At 68.2% G+C, this 23,726-nt stretch carries 23 protein-coding genes; 11 read left to right on the forward strand and 12 right to left on the reverse strand.

The window, feature by feature from the left end; translation table 11 throughout:
• Positions 1–10: 10 nt before the first annotated feature.
• The 10 genes from ON27_RS37300 to ON27_RS37345 all read right to left on the reverse strand — a co-directional run bounded on the left by ON27_RS37300 (position 11) and on the right by ON27_RS37345 (position 8,055).
• Positions 11–679 carry a DUF8175 domain-containg protein gene (locus tag ON27_RS37300; protein WP_174377924.1) on the reverse strand — a complete coding sequence of 223 codons (669 nt, stop codon included), beginning with the start codon at positions 677–679 and terminating at the stop codon, positions 11–13.
• Positions 680–684: 5 nt separating this feature from the next.
• The gene (locus tag ON27_RS37305) at positions 685–981 is read right to left on the reverse strand and encodes a hypothetical protein (protein ID WP_051047471.1); all 297 of its coding nucleotides are present in this window, start codon (positions 979–981) and stop codon (positions 685–687) included.
• A complete protein-coding gene (locus ON27_RS37310) occupies positions 981–1,280 on the reverse strand; it encodes a hypothetical protein (protein ID WP_043738539.1) in 300 nt (99 codons plus the stop codon). The genes ON27_RS37305 and ON27_RS37310 overlap by 1 nt, the downstream gene beginning before the upstream one ends.
• A complete protein-coding gene (locus ON27_RS37315) occupies positions 1,277–1,936 on the reverse strand; it encodes a hypothetical protein (protein ID WP_051047472.1) in 660 nt (219 codons plus the stop codon). The genes ON27_RS37310 and ON27_RS37315 overlap by 4 nt, the downstream gene beginning before the upstream one ends.
• 2 nt (positions 1,937–1,938) lie before the next feature.
• Entirely contained in the window at positions 1,939–2,652 is a 714-nt protein-coding gene (locus tag ON27_RS42600) for a DUF8176 domain-containing protein (RefSeq protein WP_051047473.1), read from the reverse strand.
• 138 nt (positions 2,653–2,790) lie between these two features.
• Positions 2,791–4,290, reverse strand: coding sequence for a cutinase family protein (locus tag ON27_RS37325; RefSeq protein WP_043738582.1), 1,500 nt, complete (start codon positions 4,288–4,290; stop codon positions 2,791–2,793).
• 68 nt (positions 4,291–4,358) lie between these two features.
• Positions 4,359–5,501, reverse strand: coding sequence for a lipase family protein (locus ON27_RS37330; protein WP_051047474.1), 1,143 nt, complete (start codon positions 5,499–5,501; stop codon positions 4,359–4,361).
• Between the two features lie 2 nt (positions 5,502–5,503).
• Positions 5,504–6,730 (reverse strand): cutinase family protein, encoded by a 1,227-nt coding sequence (locus ON27_RS37335; RefSeq protein WP_245560545.1) that lies wholly within the window; start codon positions 6,728–6,730, stop codon positions 5,504–5,506.
• Entirely contained in the window at positions 6,727–7,542 is an 816-nt protein-coding gene (locus ON27_RS40625; protein WP_051047475.1) for a hypothetical protein, read from the reverse strand. Before ON27_RS40625 ends, ON27_RS37335 begins: the two co-directional genes overlap by 4 nt.
• Positions 7,543–7,815: 273 nt before the next feature.
• Entirely contained in the window at positions 7,816–8,055 is a 240-nt protein-coding gene (locus tag ON27_RS37345; protein WP_043738540.1) for a hypothetical protein, read from the reverse strand.
• A 286-nt stretch (positions 8,056–8,341) separates the two neighbouring features.
• Between ON27_RS37345 and ON27_RS37350 the strand changes: the two genes are divergently transcribed.
• The 5 genes from ON27_RS37350 to ON27_RS37380 all read left to right on the forward strand — a co-directional run bounded on the left by ON27_RS37350 (position 8,342) and on the right by ON27_RS37380 (position 15,847).
• Positions 8,342–9,160, forward strand: coding sequence for a helix-turn-helix transcriptional regulator (locus ON27_RS37350; protein WP_043738542.1), 819 nt, complete (start codon positions 8,342–8,344; stop codon positions 9,158–9,160).
• Between the two features lie 824 nt (positions 9,161–9,984).
• Positions 9,985–11,055 (forward strand): phosphotransferase family protein, encoded by a 1,071-nt coding sequence (locus ON27_RS37360; RefSeq protein ID WP_043738546.1) that lies wholly within the window; start codon positions 9,985–9,987, stop codon positions 11,053–11,055.
• Positions 11,056–11,467: 412 nt separating this feature from the next.
• On the forward strand, positions 11,468–14,134 hold the full coding sequence (locus tag ON27_RS37365) for an SEL1-like repeat protein (protein ID WP_157227894.1): 2,667 nt from the start codon (positions 11,468–11,470) through the stop codon (positions 14,132–14,134).
• Positions 14,135–14,368: 234 nt separating this feature from the next.
• Positions 14,369–14,554, forward strand: coding sequence for a hypothetical protein (locus ON27_RS37370; protein ID WP_043738550.1), 186 nt, complete (start codon positions 14,369–14,371; stop codon positions 14,552–14,554).
• Between the two features lie 618 nt (positions 14,555–15,172).
• Complete coding sequence (locus tag ON27_RS37380) at positions 15,173–15,847, forward strand: nucleoside/nucleotide kinase family protein (protein WP_043738554.1); 675 nt, start codon at positions 15,173–15,175, stop codon at positions 15,845–15,847.
• Here ON27_RS37380 and ON27_RS37385 read toward each other — a convergent pair.
• Positions 15,828–16,709 (reverse strand): PfkB family carbohydrate kinase, encoded by an 882-nt coding sequence (locus ON27_RS37385; RefSeq protein WP_051047476.1) that lies wholly within the window; start codon positions 16,707–16,709, stop codon positions 15,828–15,830. The two genes, ON27_RS37380 and ON27_RS37385, sit on opposite strands and share 20 nt — an antisense overlap.
• Positions 16,710–16,725: 16 nt before the next feature.
• Positions 16,726–17,700 carry a hypothetical protein gene (locus ON27_RS37390; RefSeq protein WP_043738557.1) on the reverse strand — a complete coding sequence of 325 codons (975 nt, stop codon included), beginning with the start codon at positions 17,698–17,700 and terminating at the stop codon, positions 16,726–16,728.
• Between the two features lie 240 nt (positions 17,701–17,940).
• Between ON27_RS37390 and ON27_RS37395 the strand changes: the two genes are divergently transcribed.
• The 6 genes from ON27_RS37395 to ON27_RS37415 all read left to right on the forward strand — a co-directional run bounded on the left by ON27_RS37395 (position 17,941) and on the right by ON27_RS37415 (position 23,600).
• Positions 17,941–19,326 (forward strand): JmjC domain-containing protein, encoded by a 1,386-nt coding sequence (locus ON27_RS37395; protein WP_051047477.1) that lies wholly within the window; start codon positions 17,941–17,943, stop codon positions 19,324–19,326.
• Positions 19,323–20,147, forward strand: coding sequence for a DUF3865 domain-containing protein (locus ON27_RS37400; RefSeq protein ID WP_043738559.1), 825 nt, complete (start codon positions 19,323–19,325; stop codon positions 20,145–20,147). Before ON27_RS37395 ends, ON27_RS37400 begins: the two co-directional genes overlap by 4 nt.
• 38 nt (positions 20,148–20,185) lie before the next feature.
• Positions 20,186–20,344, forward strand: a complete 159-nt coding sequence (locus ON27_RS44110; protein ID WP_169334582.1) for a hypothetical protein — start codon at positions 20,186–20,188, stop codon at positions 20,342–20,344.
• Positions 20,345–20,508: 164 nt separating this feature from the next.
• Positions 20,509–21,540 (forward strand): fatty acid desaturase family protein, encoded by a 1,032-nt coding sequence (locus ON27_RS37405; protein WP_245560546.1) that lies wholly within the window; start codon positions 20,509–20,511, stop codon positions 21,538–21,540.
• A gap of 45 nt (positions 21,541–21,585) precedes the next feature.
• Positions 21,586–22,689, forward strand: coding sequence for an inosamine-phosphate amidinotransferase 1 (locus ON27_RS37410; RefSeq protein ID WP_051047478.1), 1,104 nt, complete (start codon positions 21,586–21,588; stop codon positions 22,687–22,689).
• Positions 22,686–23,600 (forward strand): amino acid--tRNA ligase-related protein, encoded by a 915-nt coding sequence (locus tag ON27_RS37415; RefSeq protein ID WP_051047479.1) that lies wholly within the window; start codon positions 22,686–22,688, stop codon positions 23,598–23,600. The genes ON27_RS37410 and ON27_RS37415 overlap by 4 nt, the downstream gene beginning before the upstream one ends.
• The last annotated feature ends 126 nt before the right edge of the window (positions 23,601–23,726 follow it).

Below are 23,726 nucleotides of genomic sequence, written 5' to 3' on the forward strand. Positions count from 1 at the left end.
CAGCTCGCTTTCAGCGCGGCAGGAAGACGACGAGGTCGGGGGGTGGCTCGGTGATGACGGTGACCGCCGGCGGGGCGGCGACGGCGGGGGCGGGCAGGTCCAGGCGCCAGTCCTCGTATTGCCACAGCACGGCGGCGCGGTTGCGGGTCACCGAGTTGTCCGGGTGCAGGCTGTAGATCTCGACGTCGGCGGCCTCGGGGCTGTAGCGGGTGACGATGTAGCCGAGCAGGCGCGGGGCGCCCTCGGCGACGGGGGCGGTGATCGAGATCTGCGCGCGCGCCACTGCCCAGCCGTCACGGCCCGCACCGGGGGCGAGCATGTGCGCGCCGACCTGGGGCCATTGGGTGTCGGTGGCGATCGAGGCCCGCACCGTCGCCTGCGTCGCGGCGACGGCGGCACCTGCGGGTGAGTGGTCGAACCCGGCGGCGACGGCACCGTCGATACGGTGGGGGCCTTGGTCGGTGACGGGCAGGTCGACGCCTTGGAAGGGCTGCCATCGCAGCCCGGTCGGCGGGGTGAGGGTGTCGCTCGCGGCGGCCGGGGCGCGGGTGGGTTCGGTGGCGTCGGTGCCGCAGGCGAGTAGAGCGGCGGCGGCCAGGAGGCCGGTGAAAGCCAGGACGGCGGTCGCGGCCCAGCGCGGGAGTCGGTCGGGGTGCGGGGGTGTCGGTGTCGTGGGCATGGTGGTCACCGCGGAATGACGGCCAGGGCCAGGGAGCTGGCGGTGCCGAGCAGGGCCGCGCCGAGCAGGGCGCCGAGCAGCCCTTCGACGCTTTCCTCGCGGTAGGTGCGGATCGCGAGCAGCCCGCCCACCCAGATCGCGCGCGCGATGCACAACAGCAGCACGCACCAGGCCAGATACCCCAGCAGCTGGGCCAGAGGTTCGAGTACCTGCCTCGGCAGGATCGTGCTGCCGGGCGGTGAGGCCGCCAGCGGACTCCAATCCTGATGCGCGAGCACGGAGTTCGAGTTGTTGGAGGCCATCAGGAGCCTCCGGTGACGACGGCGTTCATGATGGGGCCGGCGCTGGTGGCCAGGATGCCTCCGGCCATCGCGCCGGCGATGATCTTCGGGGATTCGACGCTGCCGCCGTGCCAGCGTTCCCACCCGAATTTCCCGCCCGCGTAGATCAGGGCGGCGATCCCGGCCAGGCTCACCAGCCAGGCCAGATAATTGACCAGGTTGATGATCTGCTTCGAGCCCGGCGGGGTCGTGGGCGTGATCTTGATTTCCTGGGCCAGCACGGTCGAGGCCACGTCGGTAGCCAATGCGACGATGGTCATGTCGTCTCCGAATCAGGATGTGCCGCAACCGATGTGTGGGTCGCGGACAAGCGGGTGATGATCTGGGTTCCGGCGCGATGCACATCAGCGGGAACGGCGTGGCGCAACCCGGCGCGACGGGGCGGTGGTGGGTCGAAGGGGGTGAATTCGGCCAGCTCGCCGAGTTCGATCTCGAGGAGCTGGTCGTGCCAGCCGATGTCGTAGACGTCGGTGACCAGGTCGGTGACCAGTGCCCGGTAGCGGCGAACCACCGCCGGGACCTTGCCGGGCCGTATCGGGGTCAGCACCAGCCCGATCACCTCGACTCCGGTCGGTGCCAGGCCGGCGTGCCATTCCCGCAGTCGATCGGCTGCCGCGGTCAGACCGGGTGTGCACAGACGCGCGGCCACGAGCACGCGTTGGGTGGTGTGCGGGCAGGCGGGCCAGGCCGCGCCGGTGTCCGCGGCCGGTGCCCACCAGCGCGCCAGGGTCGAGGCACCAGCGCCTCCGTGCGCGCCCAGAACCGCGAACAGCGGCGGGTGCGCGCCGGTGATCGCCAAGGGCTGTTCACGCACCGGGGCACGGTGCTGCGGGTCTGGCACGGCGACGGTGTCCGGGTTCAGCCGCGCCGGCCCGGGCGGTCGCGTGGTGTCGGCGAGGCGGTGCGCGGCGGTCATCCTCACCCTCGCTTCTGGATGTTGGAGATCACCAGATCGCCGCTGTTCGGGGTGCCGGCGCGGACGTTGATCAATTGCAGGTAGTCGATGCGGCTGCCATCGGGATGCCGCTGGACCAGGTGCACTTCGGCGGTCGTCTCGGCGACCGCGGTGATCGCCACGCAGTGCGTGCTCCCGGTGGGGATCGAGGCGATACCCGCGGCCAGGGCCTCGGGGACCAGACCGGCCTCGGGTGCGACCAGCCGCAGCGCGGCCTCGGCGTCGCGGCGCTGGTAGTAGGCGTGCTCGAAGGCCGCGATCACCCCGGCTATCGTGCGAGGGTCACCGGCGGTGTCGGTGACCACGTCACCGCTCAACCCGGTGCACGCCGCGGCGAGGACCGCGGTCGTGGTGGGCGGCGCGGCCAGGGCGGTGGGCGCCACCCCACTGGTGTCGGGTTCGTGGCTGCCCCAACGGACTACGACAGCGACGAGGACGACGACAGCGACCAGTGCCGTCCCCAGCGCGATGCCTATCCGCCCCAGTCGCGCCGTGGGCCGGGCGGTCCGGCGGTTGCGGGGTTGTGGTGGCTCCTCCGGAGGCCGATCCAGCCACCGCCACGCGTGATCGTCACCGTCGGCGGTTCCCGTATCGGGCGCAACGGCTTGCAGGGCCGCGGGTGTCGATTTCTCGAGCCACCCGGCCCCGTGTGGGGAGTCGATCTCGGTGTCCGCCATTGTCGGTGTGTCACCTCCTTCGGTGGCCGGTGTCGGGGTCGGGGTGGGCCCTCCGGGCGGAAGTTCCGGGGAGGATCAGCAGACCGAAGGGGTAGCGTCCGCTGAATCCGGCTTCCGCCCGAAGGGGTCTGGGGTGGTTCACCGGCTCGACGGAGCCACGGAGCTCGTGGACACCGGTGGGAGGGAATTCGGCCGGGAGGGCGCGGTGGCCGAGGGCGTTCTCGTCGTCGAGGTCGCCGTCGTCGGTGTGGTCGGGGCGGTCGCCAGGTCGCGGGCAACGGCGGTGAACCAGGCCGACACCGCGCGCAGCGCGGATTCGCCGGTGCCGGTCGCGGGCACGCTGTCGTAGGAGCCGTGGCGGCCGGTGGTGTCGCTGTACTGGGCGGACCCGGCCAGGGTGTAGAGCTGATCGGGGGCGGTGACGGTGCTGGTGATCGCGTCGAAGGCGTCGTTGACCCACCGGCTGGCGGTCTGGGGCGGCACAAGTTGCACCACCGCGGCGGCGAGTTTCGTGCCGAGAATCCCGACCGCGGCCAGCGGGTCAGCCATGCCGACGGTTGCCAGCTCGCCCACCGTCGCCGGAGTGATCACCGTGCGGGCGACCGAGATCGCGGCGTTGAGCCCGATCGTGCCGAGTTTGAACAGCGCCGAGAGCGCGTCGGCCTGGCTCGGTGGTGTGGTGGCCGGGTCGGAGGCTTCGGCCAGGCGCTGTCCGAGGGTTTTGGCGGGGTCGTAGGACAGTTGGTCCAGGCTGGTGCCGGACAGGTCGTCGTTGACGACGCCGACCGCGGTGGTGAACACCGTCGTGGACAAGGCGGTGGCGATGGTGGAGATCGCCGCGATCGGATCCCGCAGGTCCGAGCGCGCCGCGATGTTGGCCACCGTCGTCGCCAGCGGACTGCCGGGTGCGGTGTCGCAGGTGGCGTCGCCGCCGACACACAGATCCGCCACCCGCCCGGTCAATGTTCCGTAACCGGTCGGGGCGGTGGTCGGGGCGGTGATCCCGGCTCCGGTCAGCGCCGAGTTGAGCAGCGTGATCGTCGAGACATGGGCTCCGCCGGTGCCCGGCGCGGCCGAGGGGGTGTGCGCTTGCGGACGGCCGGGCAACACGGGTGTGCCGAGTTGGCGGGCGGGATTGGCCAGCAGCGCGACCGCTGCCACCCGGTCCGCGTCGACCGTGCTGCTGCCCGCGCCGACCCGAGTGGCGAAGCGGTCCGCCGCCGCGGCGCCGTGCGCGTATCCCGCAACCGCGAGACGGGTGTCCGGGCAGCGGGTTTCCACGGCCGCCGCGGCCTGCTCGAGCTGGTCGGCCGCTGCGGTGACCGCGTCGTCGTAGGCCAGTGAACTCCCGTCGCCGCTGCGCCCGAAGGGGATGTAGGCGCGCTGCACGGCCTGTCCCGCCGCAGCTGTCAGCGGTCCGAATACCTGTCCCAACGCGCCGGTGTCGCTGCCGGAGGCGACATCACCTTCCTCGCCGCCTTGCACACCGAGCACGTACAGCACCGGGCACGGGCCGTCCACAGCCGCGCCGGGCTCGGCTGATGCCGTCACGGTGACGTTGACGGTGGTAGTGCCGATGATCAACGCGATCACGGCGCTACGGAGTAGGTGGCGGGGTCGTATGCGGTTGCTGTGCATGAGATTTCACCTCGATGGGGGGTGCCTGCCCGCCCCGTGGCGAGGGGGCCGGGGCGGGCAGACACGATTCAGGTGGCGGGTGGTTGCGAGATGGTGGCCGCAGAGGGTGTCCGGTGGCGCGGCAGGAAGCTGTTCAGCTGCGTCAGCGCTTCGCGTGCCCCGACGGCGGCGGTGCGGGTGTGGCCGGTGTTGTATTCGCGCCAGCTCAGATCCGCCCCGAGAGCCCGGTATTCGGCGAACAGGGCGCGACTCAGCGCGATCGGGACCAGCGCGTCCTCGGTGCCGTGGTAGAGGTGCACCGGCACCCCGGGGGCGCGATAGGCGGCGGATTCTGCGGCCAGCACGTAACGCCACATCGGGTCGTTCCAGGGTTCGCGGCGTTCGCACCACGTGCCGAGTGGAATGTGCCGGTAGGTCTCGATCAGCTCATCGACGGTCAGCGTCTGGGCGTGCGCGAGGCCACGCCGTCCCTCCTCGGTGAGCAGGTGGGTGACGGGCAGATGGCTGTAGGCGCGAGCCAGTCCGACCATCCCCGCGAAGACCAGTCCGGCCCACGGTCCGGCGTCCAGGTCGGCGACCAAGGCTCGCAGGTTGCCGACGACCGCGCCGGCGGCGACGCCGCGCAGGTCGAGTTCGGGGGCGTAGTCGGGGTGGGTTTCGGCGGCCAGCACCGCGGCCCGCCCGCCGTCGCCGTACCCCCAGATCGCACACGGGCCGGATGCGCCGAAATCGGTCGAGCTGGTGATGGCCCGGCCCAGGTCGAGCACGGTGTGCGCGGCGGCGGCACCGGACAGGAACGGGTGCGCGCCCAGAGCGCTCATGCCCACGCCCTGGCCGTCGGGCACCCCGACGACCCAGCCCCGCGCCAACGCCATCGCCACATCTGCGGCCACATCCGCGAGGGCCGTCTGGTCCAGGCGCCGGGATGGGGCGATGCGCCCTCCCAGTCCCTGGAACCGCGGGCAGTACAGCAGTATCGACCCGTCACCGCCGACGGCCTGCTCGGGAGCCACCACCAGCCCCGACGCCGGCAGTGGGGCGTGGAACGCGGTGCGGGTCGAGTACACCACCTGCCACGCGCGTCCCGCTCCTGCTAACACCGGGACCTCGACCTCGCGTGCTCGTAGCAGCGCACCTGCGGGCTGGGTGAAGTCGTCGGAGTCCGGTGCGTAGAACTCGTCCTCGGTGTCGTCGATGCCGAAGGTGGTCATGGTCACCGTCCCGCGAGGTCGTGGGCCAGGGCGACCATCCACGCCACCCCGGAAGCGAGTTGGCCGCCGGTGGCGTAGCCGTTATGGCGGGCGATGGTGTCGACGTAGCGCAGCAGCACCGCCGGATTCATCAAGTCGGCGTTGTCGGCGACCAACTGCCCCCACGCCGCCGACAGCTGTCCGGCCAGCTTCGGTAGCAGCACAAAGGGATTCGAGGCGACCGTGGCCGTGATCTCACCCCAGCGGGCCGCCGCCGCCTGTCCGTCCGGTGTCGGGGTGCGCGGGTCGGCGGCCTCGACGAGCCGATCGGCCAGCCCCTGCTGCGGCCGGTAGTCGACATCCCCGCCGTCGACGTAGAAGTCGTTGAGCAGCACCGTGTTCCACGCATCGCCGAGCGCGGCCTGCAAGAGGCCGCTGAGGGTGCCCAGCGCGGCGATCGGGTTTCGCAGGTCGGCTTGGGCCGCGATCTCGGCGCCGACCCGCAGGAGCGCGGCGCGGTCGGGGGCCGAGCAGGCCAGGTCGCCGTCGGTGCAGATATCGGCGACACGGCCGGTCAGCTCGCCGTAGCCGACCGCGCCCGCGATCCCGCCGCCACCGGCCGCGGGGTTGGTGATCGCGACCTGCGAGACCGCCGCACCGCTGGTGCCCGGCGCGGGATCGGGCACCACCTGCCCGGGCCGGCCCGGTAAGACCGGGGCGCCGGGCGCGCGATCGGGGTTGGCATACAGCGCGACACCGGCGATCCGGTCTGCACCGATCGGGCCCAGGCCCGCGCCGATGTCGGCGGCGAAATCCGAGACAGCTTGTGCGCCTTGGGAGTATCCGATTCCGGCGATCAAGGTGTCCGGGCAGGTATCCACGATCTGGACCGCGGCGGCGTCGAGCTGGCGGCGGGCGTCGGTCACCGACACCGCGTAGGGATCCGGGCCTCCGCCGGGAACGGCACCGCCGAAACCGGCACCGTAGGGGATATAGGAGCGCTGCACCAGGCCGGGGGCGGCCGACAGCACCGGAGCGATGAGCGCGCCCACCACCCCGGTGTCGGCGAGCGGGTCCGCCGTCGGGGACGACTGGCCCGTGCCCTGCACACCCAGCACGTACAGTGCCGGGCACCCCGGGCCGATCGGCACCGCCGAGGCGGGCGCCGAGGCCAGCGTCAGACCGGACGCGGTGGCGGCGATCGCCACGGCAGCGGCCAGTCGGCGGACGTTCGAGGTCGTCGTGGTCACTGGCCGACTCCGACTCCGGCACCGAAGCCCGCGCCGACGGTTCCGGCGGCGACCGCGCCGACAGCGGCGACGGGGACACCGGCCACGACCGCCCCGGCGACGGCACCGGCCGCCGCACCGAGTGCGGTACCGGCGACACCGGAAGTCACCTCGCCGATGACCGGGACCGGCACGATCGTGCCCAGGGCGGCGCCCGCGATCCCGCCGACCGTGCCCCCGATCAGGCCCCCGGCGACCGCACCGGCGACCGCTGCGGGCGCACCGACCGCGACCGCACCGACCGCGCCGCCGATCCCGGCACCGGCCAGCGTCGCACCCGACACCCGATCCGAGCGCCCGGCCGGGATGCCGATCGAGTCCAGCGCGGTCGCCAGCTGCGCCTCCACGCCCGCGGAGAAATCATTGATCGCGTCCGCGCACTGCGGATCCAGCCAGCCGGGACGCGCGGTCTCCCACTGGCCGAACCGGATCACATCGTCGGGGACCTCGACCGGCGCGACCGGCTCCACCGGCTCGGGAAGATGCAGGTCCTCGATGCGGATCGGCTCCACCGGCTCGTCCGCCGACGGCGCCGGGCGCGTCGGCGCGTTGCGCACCTCCGGCGGCTGGGCGTAGTACACCGGCGGTGCCGGCGCGGACTCCGGCGGCGGCGCCGGTTCGGGGGACGGCTCCGGCGCGGGCGGCGGTGGCGGCGGCGCGGTGGTTCCGGGCTGACCGGGGCTGGTGACGCCGGGCTGGTCGGCGATCGCGGTGAGCGGCTCGGCGGCCTGCGCAGTCCCCGCTGTCGCGAGAAGGACCGCGACCGGGACCACCGCGCAGAGGGTGACGCGGGCTACGTGTGTGGTGCGCGGCGTGTGCCGGGCTCGGCGTGCGGCGCGATTACCAGGCGTATGCGACGCGTGGTGGTCGGCCGACGTGCGATGGAGCGGTGAATTCCCGGATGAGGGCATGACGAAATAAGCCTTCCAGTGAGGGTGAGCGATACGGGGAGTGGAATTGCCGCGCGAGAGTGCGGCCTAGGAATTGGGCGGCGTCTCCCACAGCGGGAGATACGCTGTGGGAGACCGCTTCTCAGGTCATCTCGGTCAGATGAAGGGCAGGATCAGGCTGAGTGCCTGTGCTGCGACGTTCAGGCCGCTCGACAGCACCGACAGCCCGGCGTTGATGTAGCCCAGAATTACGAAGGGATCCACGATCGCGTTCCTCTCAGCGTCTTTCGGATTCTCGGCGGGATCGGTGTCGACCTCGCGCTTCCAACCAAACGCCCGGAACTGCTGGAAATCCAGGGTTTTCAGGTATGCAGTTTGCGGTACCGCAACTTGCATACATTTGCTATTCACTACTTGATCAGCAGATTTGCTGCGGAATGTATGCAAGCTGCAATACCTGGAATTTCCACCGAAGTCGCTCCGCCACAACGCCGTCCATCGAGACGACCATCCTCGGCGCTCGCATCCTCGGAGCTACTGGTTTGGATGATGTGATCATCTAAACGCTTGCCGGGCGGTACCCGCTCTGGTAGGAACGAAACATCACCTGGGGGCCAACCGATCACCATAACCTCTGCCCATCCTGCCGTGGAAGACTTTCGAGGAGGGGGATTCCACTCCCATGACCCGTGATCCCGAACTACGCCGATCACCCGGATCCCGACACGCACTACCACCGCGTGTCCCCACTCTCGGCAACACCGTCCGCCGAATCCGTGACGAACGCGGTTACACCCGCGACTACGCCGCGGCCATGCTCAGAATCAGCCGAAGCTACCTCACCGATATCGAACGAGGCCGCCGAAACCCCAGCCCAGAACTGCTGGAGCTGATCATCGCCGGCTACCGACTCGATTCCGCCCTCGCCCGCCACGTGCGCGAATTAGGAGTGGCAGCGCTCGACCTCGAACCCACTGCGGTTCTGGCCAGGTCGGTCACCGCCAACGACCTGCTCATCGCCCATCTCCGCGACCTGAACGCCCGAGGCGACCTCGCCGCCTACATCGACCCGATATGGAACGTGCTGGCCTGCAACAATTTGTTCCGCGAGGCGACACCAGGACTCGAGCGCACCGGGTCGGTCCCGGTGTGGATGTTCAGCGACAACACCAAACCGATCCTGACCGACCGGCCTTTCGAACTCGACTACGCGGCAGCCTCCATTCGTGCCATGACCGGCCGCTATCGCCACACCGAGCAGGTCCGAGTGGTCTTCCGACACCTGGGCCCTAACATCGAGTTCCGGAAATCGTGGAGCGATGGCGTACGCGCCGCCTACGGGCGTGACCCCAGTGCGCTGATGCACACCATCCATCCCGTCACCGGCCAGCCGGTCGCCTACAGCCTGACCATCTCCAATCAGTCCGAGTCCGTCCTGCTGCTCATCCTCTCGCCCAAACCGTCCCCCGGCTCGACCACGAACCGAGAAGCCGACGGATAGAAAACTTTCGACACGCGCTACGACACGCCGAAGACCTCTCTCGGAGTTCAGCCGACCGCCAGGTCATGTTGATCAAGCTCAGCGTTACCGCACGCCGACATGTTGCCCGCCCGAGGCTGTCGATGCCCCTCCATCGGCAACCTGGGGGCACCGTGACATATCTGTAATCCGCTGCCATGAAGCGGACGCAAAGAACTCGTCGCCCCACAGCCGTCGAAAAATTGCTGGAATATTCGGATCGAATCGACGTCTCGACGTCGATTTCGCCGAATCCGCACTTCGGGATCCATAACTGAGCGCAGGATCTGACCATGGTTGAAAACCCTCGCACCCCCGCACCCGGTCCGGACCCACCTCTTCCCACCGGACCTCACGAGCAGACCTATCCGGTATCCGCCGGTGCCCGCAACTAGGGAAATCCGAACGCTGGTACGTCCAACAACTCAAGAGTGGACGCTTCCCGGCCACAAAGCCGGCCGCACCTGGTTCCTCACCGCCAGCGACATCGACGCCGCGATCGAAGTCTCCCGAAGCCCATTTTCGCGCCCCACCAAACGCCAACCTGCACCACAACCAACCAACCGAGCTCGACCCACCTGGCCCGGCCGACCAAACGAACCCGCCACCGCCGATACATCCCGCCTCAAGACCGATGACCGAATTCACCGATGGTTTGCGGGTCTCAGCAGGCTGATCATGTGCGCGGCGGGCTCGACGCGCCAGTGACCCCACGATGCATGTACCGCCAGCGGCGACGGGAAGCAGGTGATGCGCGCGGTGCACTGTTCGGTGACTGCCCTCGTGCGAGCTCTACGATCGTGTGCATGGCAGCTGTGCCGCATCCCGATCCGCCGCCCTCGTCCGTTCTCGCGCACCACATCTCATCCTGTGGGGACACGCTCCCTGTCCTGGGTGTGGCCGCCGCCGAGTTGCACCGCCAGGCTCTGGACAGTCCGAACGCGTCGGCCGGGTTCTACAACCGCAATATCCGAGTCGATGTCGCTTGCGTCGCGGTGAATGTCCGTATACCGCTCGAACACGCGGACATCATGGATGTGACCCAATGGCCCGAACCGCGGATCCTAGCCGCGATCGCCGCCCACGTCGCTGCGGCCCCACGCCTTTACAGTTCCTGTGACCAGCCGCGCTACCAGATCCAGGAATACATCCACGGCCACCAACTCGATGCGATCGCACCGCGCGGCACCGCCGTCCCCGAGCACGTCCCGGCCGACGTCGCCAGCCTGTTCGGGCAGCTCCGCGCGATCCCCACCGACCAGCTGCCCTCTCCGGCAGACGAACTCGACGACGATCCGCGCCGGTTCGCGAACCGGTTGTGGGACAACACCCGCCGCTTGCACGACAGCCACCGCCCGGACTTCACCGCGCTGTTCCGGCGCCTGGGCATCCCCGAGGATCCGTTCGCGCCCCTGTCGGGTGCCGCCGAATCGCTGCGTGCACGCCCGTTTCGGCTGATCCATTGCGATGTCCACCGAAAGAACATGATGATCCGCGAGGGTAGGACGGTGTTCCTGGACTGGGAACTGGCCCTCTACGGTGACCCGTTGGCCGATGTCGCGATCCACTTGGCGAAAATGACCTACCTCCCGCACGAACAGCAGGCGTTCCTCACCGCGTGGGCCGCCGCCGAAAAAGAGGCCGCACTCCCAGGCTGGCCCGAAGACCTGGACCGCTACCTCGCCGGCGAGCGGATAAAAGCCGCTGTCATCGACGCGGTCCGCTACGCGAAGGTCATCGCGGCGGGTGATCGCACCCCCGCAGGCGAACAGGCGCTCGTCGACGGCCTGACCCGACGACTCACCGAGGCCGCACCGTTGTGGGACCGTCCGGCACCTGGGCGTGATCGGGTCGAGGCCGCTCTACGCACGCGCTGAGTCTTCAAGACCCGCTGAACTGCGGATGTGCCGATCAGATTCTCGGTGCCACCGCGTCGTATAGATGGCAGCTGCGAGCGTGGGGCCGCGCGGGCACGAGAGGCTTCGCTGCTACGCGGCCGTCGGACCGTCTCTCGAGGTGAACGCTGCCTTGTACTCCAGCATCACTTCGTGATGTTGTTGGGTAGCTTGTGTTTTCCGCGATGCCGGTGTGCCCGGTCCAGCCCCCAGATGAGAGTGAGCAGGTTGTTCACCCCAGCCAACCGGCGCACAAGCCATAGCGACCACGCTGATGGAGATCGGTCACAGGCCCCAGCTTCCCACGCCTGACGCAGCGCAATCTGCAGCCGGGGTGAGCCCGGCGAACAGGGTGTGGGCACCAACCGCCACAGAGAATCCTACGGATGTAGGGTTGAACATCCTGGTATCGAGGTACCGATTCGTCGCGGCCGCTGGGCTTGAAGGGGCTGAAGTGGGGGAATCTGAGCTGCGTGAGCAGTTCTTCCGGCAGGTGGACGACCTGTGCCAGGCGGCTGGATCGCCGCCGGAGCAACTGATCGCCGAGAAAACCAAGATCAGCATTACCACCATTCGCGGCTGGCTGCCGAGCGCTCCTGAGAAACCAACGGTCCAGCGGAAGCGGGTGGTCCCTCGCAACGGTGACCAGTTCGCCCGATTGGTCGAATTCCTGATACAGCGGGCAAAAGGAAGACGACCCGACCGCCGCGAAATCGACAGGTGGGACCGCGCCCGTCGGGCAGCGTTGACGAGCGCTACCGCAGCCGATGCTTTCCACGTGGCAGCCAGGGCTGAGGTCGAGCACGCAGGTTTGGTGTGGCTTGGGATCGTTGAGCAGGTGGGCGCAGACGGCGGCCTGCCGCACGCCACGGACCTAGATCCACATGCATTGGGCGCCATACCATCTCACGTCGGACTAGGCGACGCCAGCCGATTCGACCGGTACGTTCCCCGCACGGCGAACCAGGTTGATCGCAGAGTCATGTCGGCGCTGAAAAGTCGCCGAATGGTGGTCCTCACCGGTCCATCGAAGACCGGCAAGACGCGCACGTTATACGAGAATGTGCGCCGCACGCTGCCGCAGGCGCGGATCCTCGTACCGAGCCGCCGCACGTTGAAGGCTGCGATCGACCTCCCGGAGTTCCGCGACTGCGGCGACCAGATCGTTGTATGGCTGGACGACCTCCAGGACTTCCTCGCCGGTGAGAATCCGCTGAGTCCGATCCTCCTCGCACAGATCAGCGCACGCCCGGCCCGAACCGTCATCGCAGCGACGATTCGCGACGACGCCATCGACCGTCTCACCCGCAGCACCGGGGAACTGACGCGCGACCAGCGCACGGTTCTGGCCCAAGCTGAGACCATCAGGTTGCGGTCGACCAGTGATGATGTGAGCGAGCATGCGATGGCGGCCACCCTGTATCCATCGCTGAACCTGGGCCGGTTCGGGCTGGCGGAAGTGCTTGCGGGCGCGCCGGACCTACTTCGACAGTATGAGGTGGCCCGTCACGCGGATCCGGCCCTCGGTGCGGTGACTCAGACCGTGATCGACTGGTCTCGAATCGGACGTACCGACCCGATGCCGCACAGCCAGTTGCAGCGCCTCTCCCGACATGTTCTCGAACACCATTGGCCACATGTCGATATCGATGGCTCCGCTCTCGAGGATGCGATTGCGGCGGCGCGAATGCCGAGAGAAGGCGCCGGGCAAGTCGCGGCGCTGCACACCGAACGTTTGGTCACGGGTGAGCGTGCCTATCGGCCGTTCGACTACCTCGTCGCCGCCGACGATGGTCAGGACAGACCCGCACGGGCAATCCCGCACGACTACTGGGAGGTGGCGACCCGCGATGCCGACCCCGATGTCGTGACCACCGTCGGGTTCCAAGCCCACCTACGGGGGCATGACGAGATCGCCGACAACCTCTGGCGCCGTAGCGCTGGCGTCGAACACCCCGGGGCGCTCTACAACCTGGCCGTCTCGATGCAGGTCGCTGGGAAACTGAGCGAGGCCGACGAGCTATATCGCCGGGCTGCCGCCGTAGGGTGCGTTCCAGCGTTCGCGAACATAGGTGTCTTGTGCGCGGAACGAAACAATCTGGGCGAGGCGGAAGTCTGGTATCGCCGGGGAGCAGAAGCTGGGGATGCCGCAGCGCTGCGCAACCTGGCCACTCTGCTGACGAAGACCCGGCGTGAGGGCGAGGCCGAGCACGTGCTCGCGCTGTCGGTGGGCAATGGTGACCCGGTCGCGATGTTCAACTACGCGCACGCACTGCAACGTCACGGCGACCGAATGACCGAAGTCGAACACTGGTTCCTCCAGGCCGCGTCCGCTGGACATGCCGGTGCGGCAGTCAACCTGGCCTGCATCATGTTCGACCGCAAGGACTTCGAGGCTGCCGAGCACTGGTATGGGCGTGCACACCAGGCAGACCCGGACGGCGAGGCCGGGCTGCGCGCAGCCCAGGGTCTCGGCGCGATCTATGTCGAGCGCGAAAACCTCCAGGAAGCGGAGATCTGGATACGTCGGGCCGCAGCCGCAGGGGACACGACCGCCGTCGGGTATCTCGGGCGCGTTCTCTATCTCCGAGGAGACATCGCCGCTGCAGAGGAACTGCTGCGCCTCGGCGCCGAAGCAGGCGACTTGGAGACAATGCGCAGCTACGCCGGACTGCTTCACGATAGTGGACGCGGCGAGGAGGCCCTGCCATATCTGCGGCGGGGAGCCGCGGCAGACCATCTGCCGTCGATGTCAGCCCTATGGCAGGCGCTATACCTGCGTGGAGAGCACGGCGAAGCCGATCGCTGGCTGGAACGGTGCGCCGCCGCAGGCGACCTGGATGCGATGTTCCGGCTCGGTTTCCGACACGTTCAGGCCGACAACCTCAAGCTCGGCGAAAAGTGGTACCGGAAAGCAGCCGCGGGCGGACATCGACCGGCCATGAACAACCTCGCAATCTTGTTGAACGGCAAGGGCGAAGAGGCCGAATCACAGCAATGGCTCGGGCGTGCGCGCAACGCGCCTCCCTCCAACCCGGCATCGCCGCGACAGGCGACCTGAAGTATTACTCGGTGCTGCCGGTCCTGGCTCCCGTGCGGTGCTGCCGAGCATCGCTTGCGACCACGAAGCCTGATACGACACGAGTCGATACGAGTCGCAGGAAGCGGATGGGCGTTCAATCAGCCCCCTGACCTTCATAAACATGTCATCGGGCGAGCGCAGGCGCGTTGCGTGGGCCGCAGCCGGATTGGTGTGCTTCCACCACCAACAGTTACTGAAAGAAGCGGAGCACACATGAGCATCAAGATCCTGCTGATCGTCATCGCCGTACTTCTGGGAGTGATCATCGGAATGGTCACAGCACTGCTTGCCAAGGTCCAAGGTGCCCATGCGGCTCGCGCGATCCGCGACGCCGGAGTCGGGTTCGTCGGCACCGTTACCCTCACCGCGCTCCTCATGGACCACCTCGACCTACTGTGACCGAGCTGGGCGGGTCGGTCTCTTTCGAGGCTGCGGCAGGTCCTAGTAGGTCACGGTCGAACAGAGTTGCCCACGTTACTAGCGCGATGGTCACCGATTCCGGGTACCACGACCACGCCTCGCGCAGTTTCGGAAGCGTGAGGTCCGGTGCGAGGCTGGAGCCCGGCGAATCCGATGCCTGGACCGTGGTCGGTGGGTCGGTACGCACCGTAGCCGCACACCCCGATGCCGTCCTTGGCTTTGCGTCCGGTCAGAACCAGGCTGGCCGCGAGGCAGTTCCGCACGAACCCGGCCTCGTTGTGAGCCTCGATCGCGGCGGTCCGCACCCCCTTTCGGATAAGGGTTCGATCAGATCGGCTTGGCTCGACAGGCGCGGATGGTGGACTTCGTAGTGCTCCATCAGGCTGTCGCCCCACCATGAGATTCGCAGGAACCGTCGACGCTACGGCGACGCGGACAATTCGGAGAACAGCTTCTGCGTGCCGCTCACGGCGGTGAGCGTACCGGTCGAATGCTCACAACTGGGCACTTCGCTGATCGAAAGGGCTTCGCGTCGACCAGGCGACGTCGTTGCTACGGTGAGGTCACCGATTGGATTCAGGTGCAAAGGATTCCAGGATGCGTGCAGGTAGCGAAGTCCCCGTGGCGGAGCTCGCGGGGTGGGTGTCGACGCGAGTGCCCGGCAATTGTCGGTACATACTTGGCATCGCTGGTCCACCAGCAGCGGGCAAGTCGACGCTCGCCCAGAATTTGGCCGCGGCGATCACCGCTGCACATGGGGTCGGTGCGGAGATCGCCCCGATGGACGGGTTCCACCGGACTTCGGCCGAGTTGGACGCTGCTGGCGCGCGTCACCGCAAGGGTCAGCCAGACACTTTCGATGTGTCCGGGTTCGTGGCCCGGCTGAAACTGCTGCGCGAAGCGCCGCTCGGTGAGCATGTGCCCTGGCCCATCTATGACCGTGAACTGCACGATCCGGTACCCGACGCGATCACGTTCGCCGATCAACAGATCGCGGTGGTCGAGGGCAACTACCTGCTGCTCGACCAACCCGGGTGGGTCGAGGTCCGCAGCCAGCTCGATGAGGTGTGGTACCTCGACGCTGATGACACCGTCATCGAGCAGCGGCTGACCGACCGACACCTGCTCGCAGGCAAGACCGCCGAGCAGGCGCACACCAAGATCACCGACAGCGATCTGCCCAACGCCCGCTTGATCGCGCACACCCGCGGCCACGCCGATACCGTGTTGCGCGAAACCTCCGGCAACTACCTCATCTGCGAAGTTCGCTGAGATCACGGGCCCAGTTGCGGGTGCCGAACGATCGACATGACAGCGTGGCCACCGCGGACGCGCGGGTGAGTGCGTCGATGAAGTCGCGGCTGCGGCTGTAGTAGGCGCAGAACGCACCGTGCAGGATGTCGCCAGCACCGAGGGTGTCGCCCTCGTGTACCGACGCGACTTCGATTGTGCCCTGGCGGGCTTCCTCGGCGTACACGATCGGGTCCGGCCCGCGTGTCACCGCCGCATGTTTCGGCCCGGCTGACCGAAGGTAGTCCAGGAGCACGGTGCAGTCGCCGTTGACGCCCGGTGGCGCGAAGGCCGTCGAGCAGATCGCGACATCGACCAGCGGCAGGAGCCGGTCGTGGACTGGCTTCCAGCGACCCGCGTCGAGGACGACCGGCACCCCCACCTCTCCGGCGCGACTTGCGATTCCCACCGCGAGATCGGGATGGTGGCCGTCCACGAGTACCACGGATGCCTGGTCGACACATTGGGCGAGGTCGGCGGTGAATGGGGCTTGGATCCGGGCGGCGTCGAGGCCGACGATGGTGCGGGACTGCGCGCCGAGCGCGACCACGATAGATGACACCGGCGGCTTGTCGGTGCTGTCGGGTGTCGCATCGAGGACCGTGACGTGGTGGTTGGTCAGATCGTGGCGCACGAGGTCGGCGAGCTGGTGGCGGCCGAGCGCGGTGATCAGCGTCGCAGACCGGCCCGACACGATCGCGCACGCGACCGCAGCGTTGGCTGCGGGCCCACCGGCACCCAGGAACTGATCCAGCGCTTGGGTCTTGGTGTCCTCGGCGGGATATCGGTCGACGGCGTAGGCGATATCGAGGGTGGACAGACCCACGAACAGCGCTTCGGGCACCAGGAGCTCCTTCGGGTCAGCGGATGAGCAGGTGTTCGAGGGCGGCGGTCTGATCGGAGTAGGTGCGCACGCTGACGACCGCGGCGAATTCCCGGTCGATCACCCGTTCCTGGAGGGCGGCCCAGTGCTTGGTCAGATACCAGCTGGCGCCGGTCGTGCCATGGGGGCCGAGCCCGGCGCAGAAGAACCAGTAGCGATCTGGGTGTAGCTGCGGCGCCGGGCGGACGCGGGCGATGATGCCGATGTTACGGCTGTCGTCGGAGCTGTAACGTTGACCGTCGGCGAGTTCCAGGTGTTCCAGATATCCCCAGGTGGAGCGCGGGTTGTCCTGGATGGTGAACAGCGGGTCGCTGCTGCTTTCGAGGTACATGTGGGTGCAGTCGTTGGAACTGAGCCCGAAGCTGATGTAGGGCCGGTCGCAGGCCGCCACGACATCACGATCGCTCTGGATATCGACGGTAATACCGTCGTGGTGTTGCACCATCGACATCACGTACAGCATCCCGCGGACGTCGTTTTCGGCCAGCGCGACCGGGACGTCGATGCGGTGGGCGGCGTTGAACACGCTCGCCCGTTTACTGAAGATGTGCTGACGCGGGATTCCTGCAGCCGCAAGCGCTTCGACCGAGCTCGTGGCCAGCTCGAAGGTGGGCACTACCAGCGTGGCGCCCCGGTCGACCATCTCGGCACCGAGGAAGGCTTCTAACCCCTCGTCGGCGGGGTTGTCACCAGCCGGGTGCGGGGCGGCGGCCGCGTTGGCCATCGAAAACAGTGCATGGATAGACCAGCCGGGGAACATCCGGGCCAGCACTCTGCGGTGGTGGTTCTGCGGCAGGCCCTTCATCTCGCCCGACATCCAGCTGTAGAAGGTTGCTCGGGCCGGTGGTTCCTCCCGGGCTGCGCTGCCGAGTTCGGCGGCGTGCTTGCGGTATTCGGCGCAGAAGTCCTTATGGCTTGCCAGATGCCGCTCGTCCAGCAACATCTTGAGCACGGTCCCCAATCATGTCCCCTTTTTCAGGTGTCGAGCTGTCGAGCTAGCGCACGATCCTATCGAGATCGGTGGTCCAGTGGACGGAATCGGACGGAACCAGACAGTTACGGACCGGTTCGGCGATGCGACTGGACCCCTTGAGCGCCAACACTTCTCGTACGTCGCGACGGGAAACGCGGTCCCGGGCGGCGGGGCATCGAGACGTTCGTCTGTCGCAGCCCGCACAGCAGGCTCCGGCCGATGATCCTGCGGGCAGCGCAGCAGGAGAGGAGAGACCTTGACCATCTGCATGTCCTCACCCGCGACGGGGCTGACGTCATGACCACCGCCGCGGATCCTGTGATCACTTGGCCGCCGTCACCGGAGTTCTGGTCGACCCTGTTCCCGGCCAAGACCGATGGTGCGGTCGCGCCGTACCTGTTCAAGGGCATCGTGCCGGCCGATCGGCTCGGTCCTGACGACGTGCTCGACGGACTGCGCAGGCTGCGCCGCGCGGCCGCCCACGGCGAGCCCACCAGCGCCCGCACCCGCGTCTACGTCGGCGAGGAGCGTCGCGACGAGGTGATCGACACCTTGCTGTCGGCGCCGTGGTCCGATGAGGACTTCGTCGCCTGGATGCAGCATCTCACCGGCGCCGAACGGTTCTCGCTGGTGATCAACAATTTGGAAACCACCTCCCCGAAGCTCGCGGAGGTGCTCGGTGAGCTGATCGGATCCGCCCACGCCGGATGGGGTGTGCCGATCGGCGGCAGCGAGCAGGTCGCCTTCGCCGGGAACTACGCGGGCACCGCGTTCGGCGTGCACGAAGGCTACGAGGATGCCTTCCTGGTGCATCTCGGCCCTGGAATCAAGCATTTCTACACCTGGTCCGGTGAGCTGTACCGGGAGTTGACCGGCGGCGACACGCCGACCTTCGGCGACTACACCGCGCTGCTCGAACGGGGTGAGCGCCACGACCTCGAACCCGGCGATGTGTTGTTCCTGCCGCGGCGGGTGTTCCACGTCGGGGTCCAGGACGATTTCTCGATCTCGGTGGCGGTCCCGCTCTACACCTACTCCGACACGCGCATGCTGGCCCTGTCGATCCTTCCGGCCGTGCTCGAGTCCGCCGTCGTCGACGTCGCCGAGGAGACCCCTTCGCCGATGCATTCGGTGACCGCAGGTCCCGGCCCGGTCGCCGCGGCCCTGACCGCGGCGGCCGCCAGCATGCTCGCCACCGTCTCGGAACAGCTGGAGACCAAGGTCGGTGAGCTGATCAGCGCGCGGTGGCGCACCCTGCTCAGCAACGGCGGCTGGGAGGCCGCTGAACACGACCTCGCCCGCGAAGACGCGGCGCGGGAGGCCGCGGCCGCACTCGCTGGCGGCGGCACCCACCTGCGCGTCGCGCCGCCGTACACGCTGCACGCCGATCCGGACATCGACGAGCACCTGCACCTCGGTGTCACGGTCCGCGGTCTGGTGCTGCGCGTGCCGGAGTCCCCCGCCTGGGGCACCGCGCTGGCGTCGCTGGCCAACGGTCACACCGTGCGCATCACCGACGACCTCGGAGGGGACACGCTGACGCTGCTGCTCGAAACCGGCGGCATCCAAGTCCTCACCGACCCCGACGCCGAGGAGTCGGCATGACCGCCTCGAAGGTCGCGCGCTATCTCGACGATCACCCCGACACCAAGGCCGCCATCACCAGTGTCCTGCTAAACCAGCCCGAGGTCAGCGGGAACGACCTGGTCGACAAGCACATGGCGCCGATGGTCGCCGCGCTGTACGAGCAGATCACCGCCGAGGTATCACCGGCAACGCTGACGAAAGACCAAGCAGCGCACTACATCCGGGAACTGTCGGTGTTCGCGCGCTACAACTCCGATTTCCTGCGCCAGGCCGCCGACACGGTGCAGGGCGGGTGCATGGAGCTGGCGCACGAGTTCCGCCGCAACCACCTCGAGGAGGGCGGGGAGCGAGGCAAGGTGCCCGCGCACTACACGCTCTACTCCGGGGCGCTGCTGGCCGATCTGGGCCTGCTGGTCAACGGGCACCTGCCCGCGCCGGAAACGCTCACCCTGGTGTCGCTGCACGACTGGCTGGTCATCGGCTCGTCGGTGAGCCGCATCTGCGGCGGCTACTACGCCACCGAGGGCGTAGCGATCGACGAAACCGAGCTGCTGCGCGCCATCACCGACCGCTACGCCGAACTCACCGTCGGCGCCGAAGCGAATCTGCCGCACCTGGACTACTACTACTCGCTGCACCTGGACGAGGGCCACGAAGCCGCGGCCGTGGACGGCCTCAGCGTCGAGGCTGCCCACATCGAAGGCATCGCACGGTTCATTCGCGAGTACCAGCTGTTCGGCCTGGACCTGCCACAGATCGTCGACGGCTGGCTCCAGATCCTCGAGGGCATGACGGCGTGGTGGTCGCAGCTGACCGACCGCGCCGCCACCCTCCGCTGATCCCCGCAGTAACCCACCGAAAAGAAGGAGAAATCGCCATGTCGCCGATGCTCAAGAGCGGTGTCCGCCCCGACGCACTCAAGGCCGGTGTTCGCCCCGACGCCGCGCTCAAGGCCGGTGTCCGCCCCGATGCCGCCCTCAAGGCCGGTGTCCGGCCGGATGCCCTCAAGGCCGGGCTGCGCCCGGACGCCTCCTGACGTCCAGGCACGAACACCCTGCGCGGGGCCACGCGACAGCACGACGCCAGCTCGTCTCGTGGCCCCGCCACCCTTTTCCAACTCCGATCGAGGCCACAGCTCGCGCACGCGCCACCGACAGCGGCTGCCATGGCCTCGTTCCTGAACTCAGCGTGGAGAACAGCATGACCATCGCGGCGCGCGAGTCCACCCGCCGACGCCCCTCGGCAGGTGCGTCCGGCCCGGTCCGCCGCGCCTTCGGCCCCGAGCTGATCGCGCGCATGGACGCCCTGTGCGCCCGCGGCCGCGCCGAAGGCCCCCTCGATCTGGCCCGGGACTATCTCGCGGCCGCCGTCACCGCCGCGGTCGGCATCACCGTCGGCCACCCGATCCTGACCGCGGTGTGCGTGATCTACATCGGGATCCGGCAACGGCACCTGTCGAACTTGACCCACGAGGCAATCCACACCAAGCTCACCCGCTCCCGCCGCGCGAACACCATCCTCGGGCACCTGAACTGCCTCGCGCTCGGTGAACCGTTCACCCCCTATCGGCGGTCGCACCGCATCCACCACGCCAAACTCGGCAGCCCCGACGATCCGATGCTGCGCTCCTACATCTCCCGCCGCGCCCACGCGCCCTGGCCGGACAAACGGGCCTTCGTCACCCACGTGATCATCGGCAACGCGCTGTGGCAGCTGCCCAAATACGGATTCCTCACCCTCGCAGGCAAGGCCGGTGACGAAACCTGGAAGGCCGCCGGAACCCGATGGGCGGCCTGGGCCGCCGTCGCCGCGGCGGCCGCCGCGCTCGGGCACGGCATCGACTTCGCGCTGTACTGGGCGCTGCCGCTGATCGTGGTGCGCCCCATCGTGACCTGGCTGACCGACCTGGGCAACCATGCCGGCCTGATCCACAACACCGACGTCATCCGCCAGACCCGCGGCTGGACCTCGCACGCGCTGACCCGGCACCTGCTCGGCGGCCACAACGACGACATGCACCACCCGATCCACCACTGGTTCCCCAACATCGGCTGGCGAGAGCTGCCCGAAGCCGCCACCATCCTGCGCGAGCACTACCACCGATGGGACGAGGTGCCCTGGTGCTCGGGGTACTTCTTCCGCCGCCGCGCCACCCCGCACATCCCCTGCGTGCTCGACGACATCGTGGCCACGCTCCACCTCCAGCTCACCGAACGCCAGCCCAACACCTGACTCTGCGGACGCCGCGCCGCGATAACGACCCCGAACAGGATCCGAATGTCTCTGCCTGTCAACAGTTTCGATGAATTCACCACGTTGCGTGAGGTGATCGTCGGCGAACCCCACGGCTACACCTCCCACGACGCTGATGCGAGTTTCCGCCTGTTCTACCTCGACAACGTCACTCCGACTGCGGCCGCCGGGAGCCGGGAGCTGGCGATCCCGCCGCAGCTGGTCGACGAGCTCGAGGAAGACGTGGAAGGCTTGTGCGCCGCGCTGGCCGAGGCCGGGGTGCGGGTGCTGCGTCCCGAGCCGGTCACCGAACGCACAGTGATCTGCTCACCCTGGTGGTCGGCCCGGGAGACGCCACCGCTGAACGTGCGCGACCAGACGATCATCCTCGGTGACACCATCGTGGAAACTGCCCCCCACATCCGGGGCCGGGTGTTCGAGAACGACTACCTCAAGCCCCACTTCTACCGCTACCTGCACGCCGGATCAGGGTGGATGTCGATGCCGCGGCCGGCGCTGGCGCGCCAGTCGCTGGACCCGAGCTTCTTCGACGGCCAGCCGGTCGACCTGTCGGCGGTCATCGGCGACACCGACACCCGCGTGCTGCCCGGACTGGGGCACGAACTGATCTTCGACGGCGCCCAATGCATCCGCCTGGGCCGCGATGTCCTGGTCAACGTCGCCAACACCAACCACGAACTCGGCCTGTCCTGGCTGCGGCGTGCCTTCCCCGAGCTGCGATTCCACCGGCTCGACGCCATCGCCGACAGCCACATCGATTCCATCGTGGTGCCACTGCGGGCCGGCCTGCTGATGCTGCGCTCCGCCGACTACCTCGACGCGCTGCCCGAACCGCTGCACGGCTGGGACATCGTCGTGCCGCCCGAGCAGGACGAGGACGCCTTCCCCGACTACAGCGACTTCGGCTTCAACCTGACCAGCCGCTACATCGACATCAACGTCCTCTCCGTCGACGAAGACACCGTCGTCGTGAACAGCTTGTGCCCGGATTTGATGCGCACCCTGGAGAAGAAGGGCCTGACCGTCATCCCCGTCCAGCACCGCCATCGTCGCCTGTTCGCTGGCGGTTTTCACTGTTTCACCTTGGACACGGTGCGGTCCGGCGGACGCGAGGACTACTTCGCATGAGCCGCGCCGCAGCCGGGATTACGCTGACTCCGCGGCAGACTATCGAGGTCAAATCCGATCTGCTGTATAAGATCCGAACCTTGTTGCGCGGCCAGGGGTTCGCCGAGGTCACCACCCCGACCTTCCGGCAGGCCGACGACCTGACCGGCAAACGCGCCCGCGCCACTGTGGGCGGCCGCGACGGGTGGCTGCGCAGCATGATCGGCCCCGCGTTGCGCTACCAACTCGCCCACACCCCGCGGGTGTTCGAGATCGGCGCCTGCTTCCGCAACGACCCGGCCGACCACACCCACCTCCCTGAATTCAGCATGCTCGACCTGTATGCCGCGGAGTCGAGCTACGACTACCTGATCGAGCTCGCGGAGAATCTGGTCCGTCTCGCACACCCCGGCGCCGCGCGGCGGATCTCGGTCGCCGAACACCTCGGCACCACCGTCGGCGTCGACCTCGCCCGCGAAACCCTGGACCGGCACACCGGCGCCCTCGCCGCCTACCTCGACCTGTCGGCCGATACACCGCTGCACGACCTGCTCGACGCCTATATCGCGGCCGAGCTGGAGCCACGTAGCGCCGGGATGGCCCTGTTCTTGGTCGATATGCCTCTCGGCGGCAACGAGCCGTGCGCCAAACTGCGTGAGGACACCGCCGCGGTGCTCAATCGGTTCGAGGTTTTCATCGACGGTGTCGAAGTCGTGCACGGCTACGAGGATGAGACCGATGCCGAAGCGTTCATCCGCCGCGCCAGCGCGATCGGCCTCTACAACCCCGAACAGTCGCTGGTGCAGAAGGCGATCCTCGCCGGTGCCGTGCCCTCCCGCAGCGTCGGGCTCGGCATCGGGATCGAACGACTCTGCATGGCCGCCACCGGCGTCCGCGACATCCGCCTGTTCCGGCAGTCCGCGACCTTCTGATCCAGGACGTGGCACACCTGCCACGTCCCGGACCGGCCGCTTGTGCTGCTCTAGGCTGGCCCGGCCGGTGCCCGGCCGTCACGGCCGGGTGCTGAAACCGCTTTGTTGACAATGAATTTCGAATAG

Source organism: Nocardia asiatica NBRC 100129 (assembly GCF_000308415.1).
Taxonomy (GTDB): Bacteria; Actinomycetota; Actinomycetes; order Mycobacteriales; family Mycobacteriaceae; genus Nocardia; species Nocardia asiatica.

Coding starts and splice junctions, on each gene's coding strand:
- ON27_RS37300 (WP_174377924.1), bottom strand. CDS start 679: ATGCCCACGACACCGACACCCCCGCACCCCGACCGACTCCCGCGCTGG.
- ON27_RS37305 (WP_051047471.1), bottom strand. CDS start 981: ATGGCCTCCAACAACTCGAACTCCGTGCTCGCGCATCAGGATTGGAGT.
- ON27_RS37310 (WP_043738539.1), bottom strand. CDS start 1,280: ATGACCATCGTCGCATTGGCTACCGACGTGGCCTCGACCGTGCTGGCC.
- ON27_RS37315 (WP_051047472.1), bottom strand. CDS start 1,936: ATGACCGCCGCGCACCGCCTCGCCGACACCACGCGACCGCCCGGGCCG.
- ON27_RS42600 (WP_051047473.1), bottom strand. CDS start 2,652: ATGGCGGACACCGAGATCGACTCCCCACACGGGGCCGGGTGGCTCGAG.
- ON27_RS37325 (WP_043738582.1), bottom strand. CDS start 4,290: ATGCACAGCAACCGCATACGACCCCGCCACCTACTCCGTAGCGCCGTG.
- ON27_RS37330 (WP_051047474.1), bottom strand. CDS start 5,501: ATGACCACCTTCGGCATCGACGACACCGAGGACGAGTTCTACGCACCG.
- ON27_RS37345 (WP_043738540.1), bottom strand. CDS start 8,055: ATGCAAGTTGCGGTACCGCAAACTGCATACCTGAAAACCCTGGATTTC.
- ON27_RS37350 (WP_043738542.1), top strand. CDS start 8,342: ATGACCCGTGATCCCGAACTACGCCGATCACCCGGATCCCGACACGCA.
- ON27_RS37360 (WP_043738546.1), top strand. CDS start 9,985: ATGGCAGCTGTGCCGCATCCCGATCCGCCGCCCTCGTCCGTTCTCGCG.
- ON27_RS37370 (WP_043738550.1), top strand. CDS start 14,369: ATGAGCATCAAGATCCTGCTGATCGTCATCGCCGTACTTCTGGGAGTG.
- ON27_RS37380 (WP_043738554.1), top strand. CDS start 15,173: ATGCGTGCAGGTAGCGAAGTCCCCGTGGCGGAGCTCGCGGGGTGGGTG.
- ON27_RS37395 (WP_051047477.1), top strand. CDS start 17,941: ATGATCCTGCGGGCAGCGCAGCAGGAGAGGAGAGACCTTGACCATCTG.
- ON27_RS37400 (WP_043738559.1), top strand. CDS start 19,323: ATGACCGCCTCGAAGGTCGCGCGCTATCTCGACGATCACCCCGACACC.
- ON27_RS44110 (WP_169334582.1), top strand. CDS start 20,186: ATGTCGCCGATGCTCAAGAGCGGTGTCCGCCCCGACGCACTCAAGGCC.
- ON27_RS37405 (WP_245560546.1), top strand. CDS start 20,509: ATGACCATCGCGGCGCGCGAGTCCACCCGCCGACGCCCCTCGGCAGGT.
- ON27_RS37410 (WP_051047478.1), top strand. CDS start 21,586: ATGTCTCTGCCTGTCAACAGTTTCGATGAATTCACCACGTTGCGTGAG.
- ON27_RS37415 (WP_051047479.1), top strand. CDS start 22,686: ATGAGCCGCGCCGCAGCCGGGATTACGCTGACTCCGCGGCAGACTATC.